The 14,236-nt window shown below is 72.4% G+C and carries 15 protein-coding genes and 1 pseudogene; 3 read left to right on the top strand and 13 right to left on the bottom strand.

Annotated elements, in window-relative coordinates:
- Nucleotides 1–49: 49 nt before the first annotated feature.
- The 12 genes and pseudogenes from OG332_RS05745 to OG332_RS05690 form a co-directional block, all read right to left on the bottom strand.
- The gene (locus tag OG332_RS05745) at nucleotides 50–724 is read right to left on the bottom strand and encodes a V-type ATP synthase subunit D (RefSeq protein WP_327412408.1); all 675 of its coding nucleotides are present in this window, start codon (nucleotides 722–724) and stop codon (nucleotides 50–52) included.
- Nucleotides 721–2,112 (bottom strand): V-type ATP synthase subunit B, encoded by a 1,392-nt coding sequence (locus OG332_RS05740; protein WP_327412407.1) that lies wholly within the window; start codon nucleotides 2,110–2,112, stop codon nucleotides 721–723. The genes OG332_RS05745 and OG332_RS05740 overlap by 4 nt, the downstream gene beginning before the upstream one ends.
- A complete protein-coding gene (locus OG332_RS05735; protein WP_327412406.1) occupies nucleotides 2,109–3,851 on the bottom strand; it encodes a V-type ATP synthase subunit A in 1,743 nt (580 codons plus the stop codon). The genes OG332_RS05740 and OG332_RS05735 overlap by 4 nt, the downstream gene beginning before the upstream one ends.
- Entirely contained in the window at nucleotides 3,839–4,357 is a 519-nt protein-coding gene (locus tag OG332_RS05730) for a hypothetical protein (RefSeq protein WP_327412405.1), read from the bottom strand. The genes OG332_RS05735 and OG332_RS05730 overlap by 13 nt, the downstream gene beginning before the upstream one ends.
- Entirely contained in the window at nucleotides 4,354–4,572 is a 219-nt protein-coding gene (locus OG332_RS05725) for a V-type ATP synthase subunit F (protein ID WP_327412404.1), read from the bottom strand. The genes OG332_RS05730 and OG332_RS05725 overlap by 4 nt, the downstream gene beginning before the upstream one ends.
- 2 nt (nucleotides 4,573–4,574) lie before the next feature.
- Entirely contained in the window at nucleotides 4,575–4,994 is a 420-nt protein-coding gene (locus OG332_RS05720; RefSeq protein ID WP_327412403.1) for an ATP synthase subunit C, read from the bottom strand.
- Nucleotides 4,991–6,391: a V-type ATPase 116kDa subunit family protein gene (locus tag OG332_RS05715; protein ID WP_327412402.1), complete on the bottom strand. Its 1,401-nt coding sequence runs from the start codon at nucleotides 6,389–6,391 to the stop codon at nucleotides 4,991–4,993. The genes OG332_RS05720 and OG332_RS05715 overlap by 4 nt, the downstream gene beginning before the upstream one ends.
- Nucleotides 6,378–7,301: a hypothetical protein gene (locus OG332_RS05710; protein WP_327412401.1), complete on the bottom strand. Its 924-nt coding sequence runs from the start codon at nucleotides 7,299–7,301 to the stop codon at nucleotides 6,378–6,380. The genes OG332_RS05715 and OG332_RS05710 overlap by 14 nt, the downstream gene beginning before the upstream one ends.
- Nucleotides 7,274–7,735, bottom strand: coding sequence for a hypothetical protein (locus OG332_RS05705; RefSeq protein WP_327412400.1), 462 nt, complete (start codon nucleotides 7,733–7,735; stop codon nucleotides 7,274–7,276). Before OG332_RS05705 ends, OG332_RS05710 begins: the two co-directional genes overlap by 28 nt.
- A gap of 787 nt (nucleotides 7,736–8,522) precedes the next feature.
- Nucleotides 8,523–9,566, bottom strand: coding sequence for a 1-phosphofructokinase family hexose kinase (locus tag OG332_RS05700; RefSeq protein ID WP_327412399.1), 1,044 nt, complete (start codon nucleotides 9,564–9,566; stop codon nucleotides 8,523–8,525).
- 214 nt (nucleotides 9,567–9,780) lie between these two features.
- Nucleotides 9,781–10,002, bottom strand: coding sequence for an Hsp20/alpha crystallin family protein (locus tag OG332_RS05695; protein ID WP_327412398.1), 222 nt, complete (start codon nucleotides 10,000–10,002; stop codon nucleotides 9,781–9,783).
- Nucleotides 10,003–10,622: 620 nt separating this feature from the next.
- Nucleotides 10,623–10,898 (bottom strand): annotated as a pseudogene (locus tag OG332_RS05690) (regulator); the annotation flags it as partial.
- A gap of 407 nt (nucleotides 10,899–11,305) precedes the next feature.
- On the opposite strand from OG332_RS05690, the gene OG332_RS05685 reads away from it, so the two are divergent.
- Nucleotides 11,306–11,845 carry a flavodoxin family protein gene (locus OG332_RS05685; RefSeq protein ID WP_327412397.1) on the top strand — a complete coding sequence of 180 codons (540 nt, stop codon included), beginning with the start codon at nucleotides 11,306–11,308 and terminating at the stop codon, nucleotides 11,843–11,845.
- A 375-nt stretch (nucleotides 11,846–12,220) separates the two neighbouring features.
- Here the strand turns inward: OG332_RS05685 and OG332_RS05680 are convergent, their stop codons facing one another.
- On the bottom strand, nucleotides 12,221–12,712 hold the full coding sequence (locus tag OG332_RS05680; RefSeq protein ID WP_327412396.1) for a CBS domain-containing protein: 492 nt from the start codon (nucleotides 12,710–12,712) through the stop codon (nucleotides 12,221–12,223).
- Nucleotides 12,713–13,348: 636 nt separating this feature from the next.
- On the opposite strand from OG332_RS05680, the gene OG332_RS05675 reads away from it, so the two are divergent.
- Both OG332_RS05675 and OG332_RS05670 read left to right on the top strand, forming a co-directional pair.
- Nucleotides 13,349–13,519 carry a hypothetical protein gene (locus tag OG332_RS05675; RefSeq protein ID WP_327412395.1) on the top strand — a complete coding sequence of 57 codons (171 nt, stop codon included), beginning with the start codon at nucleotides 13,349–13,351 and terminating at the stop codon, nucleotides 13,517–13,519.
- 286 nt (nucleotides 13,520–13,805) lie between these two features.
- A complete protein-coding gene (locus tag OG332_RS05670; protein ID WP_327412394.1) occupies nucleotides 13,806–14,225 on the top strand; it encodes a CBS domain-containing protein in 420 nt (139 codons plus the stop codon).
- Nucleotides 14,226–14,236: the final 11 nt, after the last annotated feature.

Genomic DNA, 14,236 nt, shown 5'->3' with positions numbered 1-14,236 from the left:
TCGTCTTCCAGCAGGCCGAGCACGCCCGCAAGGGTTCCGGCGCTGTGGATCACGGTGCCTCCTCTCCGGACTTCGCCCCGCCGGCCGGCCGCGCGGACACCGCTTCACGCCGCGCGCGCAGGCCGGCCGCCCAGTGCCGTCGCACCGAGTCCTCGTGCTCCGCTTGTTCCAGGGCCAGATCTGCCGCAGCCAGCTCCCGATGCATCCGGGGGATCCAATGCCGACGCAGCACGCGCACCCGCAGTCGTGTCCGGTGAGTTTCCTCGGCGAGCAGGCGGGCGGCGGTGCGGGCCGCCGCGAACTCCGCGGCGGCCCGCACCGCCTCGCGGTAGGCGCCCTCGGCCACGACGAGGGCGGTGTTGCCCGGGGTGGGCTCGGCCGGGGAGCGCGCGGCGGGTGTCCAGGAGACACCGGACGGGTGGCGTACCCCCATCGATGCGGTCCACTCCACTGTGGCCTCCGCCCGGTCCGCCACCACTGCCGATGCCAGCGCCTGTTCCCCGCCGAGCAGCAGTCCGCGCAGCAGCCACGTCTCCGCTTCCCCCAGGTGCTGCCGCCACGCATGGTCTGCCTCCTCCTCCGCCCGCCGCAGCTCCTCTTCACGGGCCAGCAGGATCTGCAGCTTGCGCTCCAGCAGGTCGGCTCCCCGCAGCGCGGTGTCCAGGCTGCGCCGCAACCGAAGGCGGCCCGCACGCCCTGGCGGTACCCGGTGCCGCCCGGTCATGGGCGCGGCCCCCCGTCGTCGTGATGGGCGTCGTACAGGGCCGCGGGGATCATGGTGAGCTGGCTGCGCGGCAGGGTGTGCAGCACCTCCCAGGCGCGGTCGAGGGCCTGGTCGAGCGGCCTGTGCTCGTCGGGCCGCTGGGCGAGGAACCTCCTCAGCCAGGCCTGTTCGAGGTCCAGGTACCGCAGGTCCGCCGGGCTCAGTGCGGGCCGCCCGATCAGATCGGCCAGTTCCCGCACCTGCCGGGCCCGCGCGAGGGCGGCGACGAGCTGCGCGGCCACGTCCAGATGGTCCTCCCGGGTCCGGCCCGGCCCGGCCCCCTTCCGCATGAGCCGCGACAGCGAGCCGAGGGCGTCCAGGGGCGGATAGACACCGAGGGCGTGGGCCTCGCCGGACAGCACGATCTGGCCCTCCGTGATGTACCCCGTGAGATCCGGCACGGGATGGGTGATGTCCCCGGCCGGCATGGTGAGCAGCGGCAGTACGGTGACCGACCCCGGCCGGCCCCGGATCCTTCCGCAGCGTTCGTACAGCGAGGCGAGATCGCTGTAGAGGTAGCCGGGATACGCGCGCCGCGCCGGGATCTCGCCGCGGGCGGCGGACACCTCGCGCAGCGCCTCCGCGTACGCCGTCATGTCGGTCATCACCACCAGGACGTGCCGGGCTTCGTCGAAGGCGAGGTGTTCCGCGATCGTGAGTGCCAGCCGCGGCGTGAGGAGCCGTTCGATCACCGGGTCGTCGGCGGTGTTGAGCAGCAGGACCAGTTCCCCGGAGGCGGAGCGCTCCGCCAGACCCTCACGGACGAACGAGGCGTCCGGGTGGGTGAGCCCCATCCCGGCGAACACGACACTGAACGCCTCGCCCGCGCAACTGGACTGGGCGGCGATCTGGACCGCCAGTTCGAGGTGCGGCAGCCCCGCGGCCGAGAAGACCGGCAGCTTCTGGCCCCGTACCAGCGTGGTGAGCACATCGATGGCGCCCACCCCGGTCAGCACCGGCTCGGAAGGCGGTTCCCTGCGCACCGGGTTGATCGGCGTCCCGCCGACCGCCGCGTGGGTGGCGCCCAGGACCGGAGGACCACCGTCGGCCGGCTCACCACGGCCGTTGCAGATCCTGCCCAGCCAGCCGGTGCCGACCGGAATGCGCAGCGGTGTTCCCGCGAAGGCGATCCGGGTCCCGGAGGGATCCATGCCGGCCGTGTTCTCCAGGACCTGCACCACGGCGAGGTCACGGTCCACTTCCAGCACCAGCCCGTGCCGCCGCTCGCCGGAGTCGAGGGTGATCCGGACGAACTCGTCCCATCCGACACCGCTGACGCCGCCGACGACCAGGAGCGGGCCGCGCAGCTCGCGGACGTCCGTGTACTCCACCTCGTACCCGTCCGTCACAGCGCCTCCCGAAGCCGTGCCAGAACCGTGTCCCGGGCGGCTTCCACAGCCGTCGTGTCCTCGGGGCCGGCTTCCTCACGGGCGCGCACCAGCGGCGTGAAATCGACGGCTTCGACGGCGTCCGCCCGCGCACCCGAGTCGGCCAGTTCGCCGCAGCGTGCGACCACCGTCAGGACGGCTTCGGCCAGGGCGGCCGTCTTCCCGGGCGAGCAGTAGGAGTCCAGCGGCGACAGCGCACTCTGCTGCAGGACGCCCTCGCGCAGCAGGCGGCCGCCGAGCACACTGACGCGCTCCTGCGGGGGCAGCGCGGCGACCCCGACCAGCTCGACCAGGTCGGCCAGGCGGTCCGCCTCCGCCAGGAGGGCGGCAACCCGGGTACGCCGTTGCGGCCAGTCCCGGTCGCCGGCCCGCTCGCGGGCGGCGGCCAGTGCGGGGACGTCCCGGGAGAATGAGGCCGACGACGAGAGCGCCGGATAGTGGCGGGCGTAGGCGAGGTCCCGGTCGAGGGACCACAGACACCGGACGAAGCGCTCCGTGTGCGCGGTGACCGGTTCGGTGACATCACCGCCGGGCGGGGACACGGCACCGATCACCGTGACCGAGCCCGTGCGGCCGCCGAGGGTGCGTACAGCGGCTGCCCGCTCGTAGAAGGCGGCCAGCTCGGAGGCGAGACGGGCGGGGTAGCCCTCCTCGGCCGGCAACTCGCCCATCCGGGAGGCGAACTCCCGCAGGGCCTCCGCCCACCGGGACGTCGAGTCGGCGATCAGCACCACGTCGAGGCCCATGTCCCGGAAGTACTCGGCGACCGTGGCGGCGGTGTGGATGCTCGCCTCGCGGGCCATCATCGGCATGTTGGAGGTGTTGGCGATGACCACCGTACGGTCGTGCAGCCGCCCGCCGGTGCGCGGATCCTCCAGCTCGGACAGCTCCGCGATCACATCCGCCATCTCGTTGCCGCGCTCCCCGCAGCCGACGTAGACGATCACATCGGCGTCGCACCATTTGGCGATCTGCTGAAGGAGCACGGTCTTTCCCGTACCGAAGCCGCCGGGCACGGCGACGGTGCTGCCCAGCGCCATGGGGAACAGCAGGTCGATCGCCCGCTGCCCGGTGGTCAGCGGTTCCACCGCGCCGAGCCGCTCGCGCACCGGCCGAGGCTTGCGCACCGGCCACTGGGCGGACATCCGGATCTCCGTGCCCGCAACGACTGCCAGGACCGTGTCCTCGTTGTACGAGCCCGCCGGGGCGATCCGCGTCACCGGACCGGAGCAGCCGGGTGGTACCAGCACGCCCAACGGCACCGGCAGGCCGATCTCGCCGAGTGCTTCGCCCTCACCGGCCTGCCCGCCTTCAGGCACGGACGGCGTGAACGACCAGGTGCGCTCCTCCGGCGTGCCCGTCTGCGGCCCCGCCGTCAGCCGGTCGCCGGCGTGCGACAACGGCCTGAGCAGACCGTCGAAGACCCCGCCGAGAAGCCCGGGCCCCAGCCGCACCGAGAGCGGCCCGCCCTGCGGACGTGCCGGGCCGCCCGGGGCCAGACCACCCGTGTACTCGTAGGCCTGGGCGGTGACCACGTCCCCTCTGATGGACACGACCTCCGCGGGGACGGCGGCCTCCCCGAGCAGTACGACGTCGTGCATGGCCGTGCCGCCGGTATAGGTCAGTTCGACGAGCGGCCCGGCGACGCGCAGGATCCTCGGCGCTTCCACGGCGCCGCGCGGCGCCTTCACGGCGCCCACAGGGTCTCCGCCTCCGGGCCCGCGCGCTCCAGCGCACGCTCGGCCAGGGAGGTCAGGGTGAGATCGACCCGGCGGCCGGGGGTCTCGGCCAGGACACCGCCGTCCGCGACGGCCGTGACCGAGGCTCCGGGTCCGAGCACGTCTCGTGCCCGCGCCTCCAGCCGGGCCCGCAGGGCCGCGCGGTCGGTGGGGGCGTGCAGGACGCCGTCGACGACGCGCCGGCGCAATTCCTCGTACACCTCTTTCCGGGCCTGGAGACCGAGTGTGTACGCGCGCCGGCGGGCCCGTACGACTTCGCCTGCCGCGAAGGCCGCACCGTCCGCCCTGCCCTGGCGGCGTGCCCCCTCCAGGATCGCCGCGGCCTTGGCGCTGCCGGACGCCAGGATACGACGGGCGTCCTCGGCCGCCTCGGCCAGCAGGGCGTCGGCCGCCTCGTGTGCCGCACGCAGGAGCTCGGTCCGTGCCGGCTCCAGCGTGTCGGCCCACTCCGTGCCCGTGGCGGTCATGACGGCATCACCGCCACCACCGGATCGGTGCTGTCGATCCCGGGCCCCAGCGCTGCCGCGGCGGCGGGAGTGACGATGACCAGCGCGACGTCCCCGGAGAGCTCCCTCCAGGCCCTGCGGATGTCCTCGGGCCGTTCAGCCGGGTGTACGTCCACCCCGGCGAGGGCGAGGCCGGCCACTCTGACCTGTTCGCCGATGGCGGCCACCGTGCCCATGGTCAGGCCTGTCCGATCAGGAGGATCGCGACCACCAGGCCGTACACCGCGATGCCCTCGGCCAGCCCGACGATGACGATGGCCCGGCCGAAGAGTTCGGGCCGCTCGCCCAGCGCGGCGAGCGCGGCCGCCCCGGTGTAGGCGACGGCGAGGGCCGACCCGATCGACGCACCGGCCACCGCTATGGCGGCCGAGTACAGCGCGGCCGAGTTCGGCCCGGCCGGCTCGCCGCTCTGCTGTACGGGAGCACCCTGCGCGGCGCTGTCGAGCCCGGTCACCAGCAGCGCGACGGCACCTCCCAGGAGCAGCAGGTTCGAGGCGAGCAGCCATCGCACGGCTGATTTCGGCCGCCGCCGGGCCAGCAGACGAACGGCCCAGAGAGCGAAGGCCAGCAGGGGAAGGACGATCAGCCATGTGATCACGAGGTCACCTCCGCGTCGGCGGCCGTGGGAACGTGCCAGGGACGGAACGGCCGCCCCTGGGTCTCGAAAACCCGCGAGAAGATCTCATAGAACTCCAGCCGCAGTGCCTGTACCGCGGCGACCAGGGCCTCCAGCGCGACGGCAGCGGCGGTTCCTGCCACGAACACCACGACCGCGGCGAGCAGGTACCCCGGACCGCGGTCCGCGAGCCCCGTGGTGCCCCGCCACACCAGGTCGGCCAGCGCGGCATGGGTGAGACCGAACGCGGCGAGCCGGGCGAACGACACGGTGTTCGTCCCGGTCCGCACCACGACGTCGAAGAGCCGGACGCCGGTCTCGGCCGCCCCGCCCGCACCGCCGGCCGTGCCCCGGAACAGCCCCACGCCCGCCAATGCCAGCCCGGCAGCCGCGAGCACGGCCCCGGCGACGGCAACCGGGCGGTGGTGCAGATACAGCCCCCAGCAGCCCAGGCCGAGGCCCAGCAGCAGCGTGAGCCCTGCGGAGCCCGAGGCCGCGTACAGGGCGCGGCCCGGTCCGCCCTCCCGCCAGCGGTTGACCGTTCCCGCGGCCAGGGCGAGCGTCAGCAGCACCGCGCCGATGCCGATGGAGGCGGCGAGCAGCCGCTCCGGCTCGTCCAGCGGGTTCAGCCACAGGACGGGCAGCAGCCCGGTGGGTCCGAAGAATTCGCCGTAGGCGAAGCCCGCCAGCATCCCGGCTGCCCCCGCCCCGGCGAGGAAGGGCCACAGCAGCCGCCACCGTGCGAGTTTCCGCGGGAGGCCGAGCCGCAGCGTCAGCGCGGCGAGCAACAGCAGCCCGCCGTGCCCGACATCGCCGAACATCAGGCCGAACATCGCGACGTAGACGATCCCGGCCGGCCAGGAAGGGTCGAAGTCCTTGTACGGCACCGTGCCGAACGTCGTCACGAGCGGAGTGAACCCGACGCCCGGCCGCTGCGCGCCACGCAGGAGGGTGGGTGGATCGACGCCCCTCGGCGCACTCAGGGGCACCAGCGCGCCACCGATGGGAGCCAGCCGCCGTCCGAGCCGCGACACCTGCGCCGCCGGACACCATCCGGCCAGCGCGGCGACCTCCCCGCGTCGCACCGCGCTGTACAGCCGCTCCTCCAGCTGTGCCTCGCCCGCGAGCAGCTCCACCCGGCCTTCGCGTTCCAGCGCATCGAGGTCGGGCGCCGTGGCCGCCAGCACAGGCCCCCTCCCGGGCGTCCGTATCCGCTGAAGCCGTCTGGCCGCCGGGCCGGGCCCCACTTCTTCGAGGCGTTCCAGCTCGACGCAGCCCGCGTCGGCGACCCGTACCAGGGTCTCCCGCAGAGTGGCGTACGGCGCGACGACCGCCACCCGTCGCATACGCACCGGTGTGAGGGCCTCAGACGTTGGCATCGAGCACCTCCAGCGACCCTCCGCCGCGTGCTGCCAGCTCCAGCCCGGCCCGTACGCGCCAGGCATCCGCGGACAGTACGGCCACTGCCCCCACCACGGGGGCGGGCCCGTGACGCGGGCTGCGCAGCAGGCCGGCACCGTCGTCCGCCAGCGCCTGCCACCAGCGTGCTTCCGCCCGCCACAGCTCGTGCGGGTCGGCGACGCCGTCCGCGGCCCAGTGTGCGGTCGCCGGCAGATGACGCCGGAAGTCACCGAAGTCAGTCGCGTCCACGGCCCGGGAGCCCAGCAGCCGTACCGCATGCTTGCGCGCGGGGCCGGGGAGCGGGCGCCCGCACACGAAATGCTCGCGCGCCGTCAGCAGGGCCGCCCGGCCGACGGCCCAGTGCCGCGCGGGCCCCACCGTCACGCAGACCCGGTCGGCGGCCGCCATCCGCAGGGTGGTGAGCACTGCCCAGGGGGTGTCCGCGCCAGGGTCGCCCCAGAGTGAGGAGGCGAGGGCAGAGCGCAGTTCCGCCGGGGTCCCGGCGTGTTGGAGACGGCGCCATGCCGTGCCCAGCGTGCCGAGCCGGTAGGGCGCCGGCTCAGGCGCCCCGGAGAACGAGCGCAGGCGGGCCTCGACGTTCGCGATCTCGAACCCGGCTGACAGCGGCCGGAGCATATCCGCTCCCGCGCGCGGCAGCCAGCCGGCCAGCACTCTCAGCTGCCACAGCAGGGTCGCGGACACCGCCCGCTGAACATCGGCGAGCTCCGACTCGGCATGGAGGCCCCTGCCGTACGGCGTGGTGGCCAGGGATCGCAGCGCCTCGCCCAGCGTGGCGCACGCCGCCAGCTCCCGGCCGGCGGAGGCGCCGGCGCACCGGGAGACCAGAGCCCTCGCCCTGATCACTCCCGCGACCCACCCGGCGCCCACCGGGCCCTCCCCACATCGGACGGCTCACTGAAGGCGTCGTCGACCACGCGGTCGGCCAGAACGGGCAGCCGGGCATCCGCCCTGCGGCGCAACGATTCGGCGGCGCGTACCCCGGAGGCCACGATCTGCGCCGCTTCCGCCCGCGCTGCCCGGCGAGCGGGCGCCGCGGCCAGCTCCCGAGCCTGCCGTGCGCCGGTCTCGGCCGCAGCCACGATCTCCGCCGCCCGGACCGCGGCCCGGTGACGGATGCCCTCGGCCTCACGGGCCGCCTCGGCACGGATCTCCGCCGCCTCCGCCTGAACTCCTGCGAGCCCGGCCAGCAGCGGATCCAGCTCGGCGGCGAGTTCCGCCTCACGGTCGGCGGGAACGCCCGTAACGGCCGGTCCCGGGGTGCCCCTGGGGCGGAATCGTGCCAGGAAGTCCCGGAACCTCACCACGAGAGCCCTCCTGCCGTCGGGTGCCCTCCTCCAGTTTCGCCACCCGTCGGCGACCTGTCTCTTCGGGACGGGCCGCCCGCTCAGTCCCTTCGCATTGCCGGGGAGGCGTGCGCGGCGCGTGCGGGGCCTCGATCGGCATGGCGAGGACGGGCCGGGCATGGGAGTCGGGGCTCCACGCCTCCCATGAAGACGGTGCGCTGCTCGCCGTGCCTCCGGCCTGGATCCTGCGCGGGCCCCGAGCCCGGCGTCCTCCGTAACGCCCGGGGCTGCTGGGGCAGGGAGGAGAGCCGGATGCGGGCCGTCTTGGACGGACGTCCCGCTGGTGTGCCGGGTCGACGCCCGGCGGCGAGGGCCCGGCGGCCATCGGATCATGTCGCTCGGTGTTCGGCGGACCTGTTGGGAAGGGTGCCGAGGTGGGGTAGGTGACGGGTGGACCCCCCTCCCGCGCCGACCTGGTCTTCGCAGCGCAGTCGAGCGGCGGCTCGGCGGTTGAGATCCAGTACCTGATCGTCGGCTCCGCGGACGATCCAGCAGGGTCGGAGCGCGTACGGCTGCGAGGCGGGAGACCGCCAGGTCGGGGCGTCCGGCCCCGGGAGACGAGTGCGGTGATGTCGGAGCGGGGTTCGGCGGCGGCCGTGAGCGCGGCCGCGGCGCCCGTGCAGGCGCCGAAATGGGTGGCGCCGCGGTCGCCGCTCGCCGATTCGGCCTTCGGCGTCGGTGGGCTGCGTCGGTGCTTCCCGGTGTGTCGCGATCTCGCTGTCGAATCGCCGTACGGCGGGCAGGGTCAGAGGCCTCGGCGTCGTGCATCGGTGTGGAACCTGGTCCTCACCTGGGAGCGGAGGGACCGGGCCACGTCCGTGTCGAAGGGTTCGGTGCTGGGGGTGAGCATCGCTGCTGCGGCGGTGGCCACCCCCAGCGCGCAGGCGCTGACGGGATCGTCTCCGGCGGCCAGCTGCGTGGTGAGGGCTGCGACCATGCCGTCTCCTGCGCCGGCATCGCTCAGAGGCTCGCCGGGCAGCGGCGGCGCGTAGAGCTCGGTGTGGCCGTGGCCGGTCGAGCACAGTGCGCCCAGCTCTCCGAGGGTGGTGACGGCGATCTCGGCGGCCCCTGTGGTGAGCAGGCGTTCGTTGAGGGCTCGGGCGTCGTCGAAGCTGCGGATGGGCCGACCGGTCAGGCTCTCGGCCTCTGTCCGGTTGCACCTGAAGAGGAACACGCCCTCCGCGAGTGCTCCGCGAAGCGCCGGCCCGGAGGTGTCCAGGATCAGCCGGGATCCGGCTTCCTTGACACGGCGGGCGACGGCCGCGTAGAAGTCGTCGGGCAAGCCGCCGGGCAGGCTGCCGCTGGCCACGACGTACGGGCAACCGCCAACGGCCCGCTCCAGCACATCCAGGCACCGCTGCCCCTCGTGGTCGTGCAGTTGCGGGCCGGGTGGCACGATGTGGTAGCTGTGGCGCGATTCGGACTCGAACAGCACGAGTGCTTCGCGGGTTTCGTCGTGGATGTCGACGGCGACGTGGTCGATGCCCTCTTCGTCCAGCAGCCGGCTCAGGCGCTGGCCGACCTCGCCTCCGGCGGTGTGGACGGCGGTGGCTCGTCCTCCGAGCCGCACGACGTGACGGGCGACGTTGATCCCTCCGCCCCCGGCGGCCACCGACCTGACCCGGGCACGGTTCTTGCCGATGCCCTCCAGGTGTCCGACCTCCCAGCAGAGATCGACCGTGGGATTCATCGTCAAGGTGAGGATCGACGGCCTGGCCGCACTTCCGGATCCTCCTGCACCGTTGGTGGTCCTGGTTGTGGTGGGGTCCGGCGTCGCGGACGTGCTCATCGCGGTGCCCGGGTGGTCGCGCCGGCCCCTGCCCGGTGTACCGCCTGCCGGGCACGGCCCCGCTCGTGGCAGCCTGAGGAGATCGGGGCCTGTTCCCACGTGCTGCGGTCGATCCCGATCCCGGCCGCTGCCGGGGACAGCTTCGGCTCCTGACCACCGCGCCGGGCGTTGAGCGCGTGGGGCCCGGCCACGCACGCTGTCCTCTCGTGCGGGCTCACGGAGCCCGTTCCCCGCCCCGTGCCGTGGCTGCTCGGGCCTCGGGAACGGTGACCGGCAGCACGCCGTCGGCCAAGGTGGCAGCGGCATCCTCGGTCTTCACTCCTGAGGGGAGCACGGACCGGTACCCGAATCGGCCGGAACGGCGTGTGCCGTGCCCGTGGCACCCCAGGGAACTGGTGCGTGCGGCCGAAGAACTCGTCCGGCTCCACCGGGCCACCGGTCCGGCGCCGCGCGGGAAGCGTCATCGCACTCACCTCCGTGGGCAGCGACACGTCCGATCCGATTTCCATACTGAAACAGTCTGATGTCACCCGCATTCCGGCTCACGGCTGGGCCTGTTCCTCGGCATGTGGATCCACCAAGAGCATCTTCTGTCGGGGGCTGCCGGTGGCCGATTGGTGGACGGACGTGGCCTCGTCCACTGTGAGCGCTTCGATTCGTGCGGCAACGGCAACGGCCTGACCCATGAGAGCGTGCCGGAGGACCTCCTGGCCCCAGTGCTCGGGTGCCCCTGTGGGATGGGCGGGCAGGTCGAAGAACCTGTGGACACCTGGAGAGTGGGATCTTGAGGTTCCAGAGGAAGTAGCAGGTGGGAAACAAGTACCCGAAGCGGTACTCCGAGGAGTTCCACTTCATCGAGACCATCTACAACCGCGTTATGCCGCGAGGGCGTGCTGATGCCGCTGCCTGGTCTCGGCCGGAGTGCGATAGCCGAAGGTCTTGTGCCTGCGCAGGGGGCACGGCCAACTGCGACGGCCGTATGCGGCATCACGTCGCTGACGGTGTAGCGGGTTGCCGGCATGACCGGCTCCTTGGATGCCCTCCGTCCGGTGCGGCTCACAGCCTGCTGCCGCTCCCGTGGGGGGCGTAGAGGTCGAGCAAACGGATCCGGGCGGCGACTGGCCGGTGAGCGAGCACCTGGCCCACCCAGTGGCCGATCGCGGACCCGAAGGCCGGGTCGGCGTCCGTCATCATCCGCACGGCCGCGGCGTCGAACTCGTGGGTGCGTACCGGGGTCATCGCCTCGGCGCCGAAGTGCCAGATGTAGGGGCGGAACAGCCAGGACCAGCCGACCGGCTCGCCGGGACCGAGGCTCTCGATCACCGCCGGCTTCGGGGCGCCCGCGTCACGCACGGGAACCGAGCCGAATGGCCCGGTCGGCCCCTCGACGAGGACCATTGGACTCCAGCACCGGGCCGGGCAACTCGCCCAGTCTGGAGACATCCGGCCCGAGGAGGCCATGATGAGTACGCATCGCCGCCCGATGTCCACGCCGCAGTGATGCGTATCGCCGATCTCGCGCGCTCGTCGCACACCCCTGGGGCGCAGCGTTGCTCTGCGAAGCGCGCACCGCCTGCGGGGTCGTCCACCGCCCGAAGCGGGCGCTATCGGAGACTTGTCCTCGCGGGCGTAGGCATCGTCCTTCAGGCAGAGTTGCGAACGAGGGGAGTGTCCGCGGACGGCGGGGGTGCGGTGATCCGGGACGCAGAGGCGCCAAGCCCTCAAGGAGATGAGATGCGATGCACGTCGTGATCGTGTACGAGAGCCTGTTCGGGAACACGCGCCAGGTAGCCGAGGCGATCGGTGCCGGAGTACGGGAGGCCCGCCCGGATGCCGAGGTCGACTGCGTGCGAGTGGACAAGGCCGACCGGGAACGCGTCGGCTCGGCCGACCTGCTCATCGTGGGTGGCCCGACCCACATGCGTGGCATGCCATCGGGCCTGTCGCGGAAGATCGGACTGCAGTCGGAGAAGAAGCAGGCAGAGGACGAATCGGAGAGGCCCCGGCACGAGGCGGAGGAAGACGCGGAGGGGCCTGGGCTTCGTGACTGGTTCCACGAGCTGCTCCAGACGCGGGGCGACGTGCGCGCTGCCGCGTTCGACACGAGAGGGGACTTCCGGTTCGCCGGCGGCGCGGCACCCGCCATTGCTCGCCGGCTGCGAGTTCACGGCTACCGACTCGTCGCGGAACCGGAGGGGTTCATCACCGAGGACGCCGAGGGACCCCTCCGTGAAGGGGAGCTCGACCGCGCCAAGGCCTGGGGCACGGCTCTGGGCTGATGGGCGATCCACTTCGTCACGGGGAGGAGCCTGTGGGCGAGGTGTGGGGGCAAGCGATTCCTGTGCTGCTTTGGGTCGGCGCGGTGCTCCGGGAGGTGCAACGCCGAATCGAGGGGATGGGCCATGGTGATACTCAGCTCCGGTGGTTCATTTCTCCGACGTGGGCGTGCCGGAAATCGGCGGGGAGGTGTCAGCGTTCATCGGGGGAACCCGCTCCGTCGCTGGGAACTCGCCCCTCGCAGTTCATCCCGCAGACGGAGGCGGGCCATCACGATGTACTGCGCGTACGCGTAGTCAGTGGCAGGTGTTTCCTTGAAAGCCTTGGGCTCGGAACGGAGAACGGTGGTGGGCGGCTGACGGCCGTGCACCGCGCGATCAGGGCCCTTGAGAGTCGGCCGGGCCGATACCGTCGACTGGTGCGCGCGGGCCGATTTCGTCCCGGGGACCAGGAGGCTCCTCAAGGACGCTCCAGGCGACCGGGCCGAGCAGGTCCGCCACCCTCCGGAAGACGTCCATCAGCAGATCGTCCACCGTCAGCATGCCCACGACACGTTGTCCGTCGAGGACGGGAAGGCGCCGGACGCTGCTGTTGCGGAACGTCTCGTACGCGGTGTGGATCTCGTCGGCAAGGGCGACGGTCACAACCGGGGTGGTCATGATCTCCCTTACCGGTTCGTCGAGGTCGAGCCCCGCGGCCACCGCGCGCACCGCGATGTCACGGTCGGTGACGATGCCGCGAAGTCCTTCGCCCTCCGTCACAACCAGGCAGCCGACGCCATAGACGTCCATGCGGCGGGCCGCCTCGCCGATGGTCGTCGTGGCGCTGACGGACACTGCGGGCGCGGACATGGATGCGGACACGTTCATTGTCCGGCTCCTTTCTGCCTGGCTCCGTGTCGTTCATCCTAGGTCGGGGTACTGGACCCTGCGAGGGCCGAGCGGGCCTCCCCGTGGGACTGCATGGCCCTGTGCTCCTCACCTCCGAGGCTTTCATGAGGGGAACTCGGCGGCGCAGGGCTCTCGGGGTGGTGGAGGCGGCGTGCCGCATACGGCCGTTCCGCGACGTGCCATGTGCCCGAGGGGCCGTCTCTACGGGACTGCTTGGGTCGATGTGGAAACCCGTAGACCTGTGGATCTGCTGTCCGACTGTGAGGCGGCCACGGGTCGCCGCATGGCTTGCCGAACGCCCCGCCGAGCTAGTGGATGTCTTCGTCGCCCCCGAGGTGCCGGGGACGCGCCGTGCCCCGACGGGTCGCAGTGTGGCCGCACGCCCACTTTGGGTGAGGTGGCTGTAGATGTACGCGGGCCTACTGGTAGGGACATCCACCGCTGTTTGGGGATGCCTCGTTCGGGCAGGCGCGGTGGTGAGCGGTGGACGGCTTCCGCGCGGGATGGCCGGGACGTCGCCACCCCGTCGTGGGGAGAAGCTGCCTGTGGACCGGCCGCGGATTTTGATCACCGGGGGCGGGTTCGCAGGCTTCCGCGGCCCGCGCCGCCGTCACGTTGCTCAAGCCCACCGACGACTTCCCGTACGTGCCGCTGCCGGCCGAGGTGGCCACGGGCGTACTGGAACCCCGCCGGGTCTCCGCCCCCCTGGCCACTGCGCTGCCGGACGTTCGGGTGCTGCTGGGGGAAGCCCGTACGACCGGCTGCTCCTCACGGTGGGCAGCGTGAACAAGCGCTGCGAAGCCCTTCGGGCCGGTGCTGCCCGGTCCGGCGGCGCGAAAGCCCTGACGTGCGGCCATCACCTGCTCGTGATGCCAGGCAACCGCGTGCGCGTGGCACCCGACTGGCTCCTCGGCGCCGTCCTTCCGGGCCCCGCCATCCAGCTCGGATCGTCTGCGGCCCGGCCGTACCCCTGGAGAACACCGCACCCGAACTCCCCGTACCCCCGACCGGACCGGTCGAGGCGAGGGCCTCTCATCCAGCCGAGACCCGCCCCCATATCAAGGAGGAAGCCGTGAGCAAGAAGGTACGAGAGATCATGACCGGGACACCGGTCAAGGTCGGCAAACTCAGCTCCCTGCACGAGGCCGCTCGCCGGATGCGGGAGGACGACATCGGCGACGTCCTGGTCATGGACGACGGTCATCTCGCCGGCCTGCTCACCGACCGCGACCTGGTCGTGCGGGCCATCGCGGACGGAATGGACCCGGAACAGACGACGGTGAGCGAGATCTGTAGCAAGCAGATGGTCACCATGGGGCCCGACGAGGACGCCGAGCGGGCCGTGGAACTGATGCGTGAGCACGCCTTGCGCCGACTCCCCGTCGTCGAGGACGACCGCCCGATCGGCATCGTGTCCCTGGGGGACCTCGCCATCGACCGCGACCGGCACTCCGCACTCGCCGACATCAGCGCGGCACAGCCCAACACCTGAAGGAGGAGGGA

Source organism: Streptomyces sp. NBC_01233, assembly GCF_035989305.1.
Taxonomy (GTDB): Bacteria; Actinomycetota; Actinomycetes; order Streptomycetales; family Streptomycetaceae; genus Streptomyces.
Note: the sequence above shows the minus strand (reverse complement) of the source record. Positions and strands in the feature narration are given on the sequence as shown.